At 70.1% G+C, this 1,898-nt stretch carries 2 protein-coding genes; both read left to right on the forward strand.

The genetic code is table 11. The features are described from left to right. The first annotated feature begins 170 nt into the window (after positions 1–170). Entirely contained in the window at positions 171–1,103 is a 933-nt protein-coding gene (locus EPA64_RS16120; RefSeq protein ID WP_134727305.1) for a LysR family transcriptional regulator, read from the forward strand. Between the two features lie 31 nt (positions 1,104–1,134). Continuing rightward, on the forward strand, positions 1,135–1,898 hold a 764-nt coding region (locus EPA64_RS16125; protein WP_134727306.1), incomplete at its 3' end, for an inositol monophosphatase family protein.

Genomic DNA, 1,898 nt, shown 5'->3' on the forward strand with positions numbered 1-1,898 from the left:
GCGCGCGCGGTTTCCCACAGCCGGAACGACTGGTCCAGCGTCTTGGGGGGGAAGAACTCGAAACTGATGGCGGGTGCGGGCATGGGTATTCCTTTCGCGTCCGCTTGTGCCACGCCGCTTTCTGTGAAACAAATTCATCTTGTTCAACTTGTCCATGAACGCGCCGCATCATGCATCTGGAACTGCGCCACCTGCGGACGATCCGCGCCATCCACGACATGGGCGGCCTTGCCCGCGCGGCCGAGGTGCTGAACATCACCCAGTCGGCGCTATCCCATCAGGTCCGCACGATGGAGGAGCAGGCCGGGACCGCCCTGTTCCTGCGTCAGGTCAAGCCGATGCGATTGTCGCCCGCAGGCCTGCGCCTGCTGGCGCTGGCCCGCCAGATCCTGCCGATGGTCGAGGCCGCCGAGGCCGAGATCGCGGGGGTCGAGGCGGGGCGCGTCGGGCGGATGCACATCGCGATGGAATGCCACGCCTGTTTCGCCTGGCTGCTGCCCGCGCTGGACCGCTTCCGCCACGCCTGGCCCGACGTGGACATCGACATCCGCGCGGGCCTTGCCTTTACCGCCCTGCCCGCGCTGGTCAGGGGAGAGGCCGATCTGGTCATCTCGTCCGACCCCGAGGACATGCCCGGCGTCGTGTTTCAGCCGCTGTTCGACTATCGCCCGCTGCTGGTCGTGCCGTCCGGTCACCGGCTGGCGGGCCGGCCCTTTGCGGCGCCCCCCGATCTGGCGGCGGAAACGCTGGTCCACTATCCGATGGACCGCGCCCGGCTGGACGTGTTCTCGCATTTCCTCGACCCCGCGGGCGTGCGTCCGCGCGGCCTGCGCGAGATCGAGCTGACCGACGTCATCCTGCTGCTGGTGGCGTCGGGACGCGGGGTGGCGGTGCTGCCCGACTGGGTCGTGATGCGCGAGGCGGGCAACCCCGATCTGGTGACCATGCCGCTGGGCGACCCGGCCCTGACCCGGCCGCTTTACGCCGCCGTCCGCGACGGCGACCAGAACGCGCCCTATGTGCGCGACATGCTGCGTCTGGCGCGGGAAAGCCGGGCCGCCCAGTTTACGGGCCCGCTTTCCTTTCCCGCGCCCGCGCCGTAAAGACGCCGCCGACCCCCGAAAGGATGCCCCGATGGCCAGCGCCAACCTGAACGTGATGATCAAGGCCGCGCGCAAGGCCGGCCGCAGCCTGGTCAAGGACTTCCGCGAAGTCGAGAACCTGCAGGTCTCGGTCAAGGGCGCCGGGGATTTCGTCACCCGCGCCGACCGCGAGGCCGAGCGCATCATCAAGGAAGAACTGCGCGGCGCGCGCCCGACCTATGGCTGGTGCGGCGAAGAGACGGGGACCGAGGCGGGCGAAGACCCGACCCGCCGCTGGATCGTCGATCCGCTGGACGGGACGACGAACTTTCTGCACGGGCTGCCGCACTGGGCGGTCAGCATCGCGCTGGAACACAAGGGCGACATCGTCGCCGCCGTCGTCTTCGACCCGGCCAAGGACGAGATGTTCTTTGCCGAACGAGGCGAGGGCGCGTTCATGAACGACCGCCGCCTGCGCGTGTCGGGCCGGCGCGACCTGTCGTCGGCGGTCTTTGCGACCGGCGTTCCGTTCGGCGGGCGCGGCACGCTGCCCGCGACGCTGAAGGATCTGGCGCGGCTGATGCCGGTCACCGCCGGCGTGCGCCGCTGGGGCGCGGCGGCGCTGGACATGGCCTATGTCGCCGCCGGCCGCTTTGACGGCTATTGGGAACGCGGCATCCACGCCTGGGACATCGCCGCGGGCATCCTGCTGGTCAAGGAGGCCGGCGGCTTTGTCGAGCCGCTGCGCGCAAGCCACGAAGGCCCGGTCGCCGACGCCCCGGAGCTGGTCGCGGCCAACGCGGTGCTGTTCGCGCC

Origin of the sequence: Paracoccus luteus, from assembly GCF_004522155.1 — a bacterium.
Classification (GTDB): Bacteria; Pseudomonadota; Alphaproteobacteria; order Rhodobacterales; family Rhodobacteraceae; genus Paracoccus; species Paracoccus luteus.

Bases quoted from the DNA above. Each gene is read 5' to 3' on its own strand.
- EPA64_RS16120 (WP_134727305.1), top strand. From the start codon at position 171: ATGCATCTGGAACTGCGCCACCTGCGGACGATCCGCGCCATCCACGAC.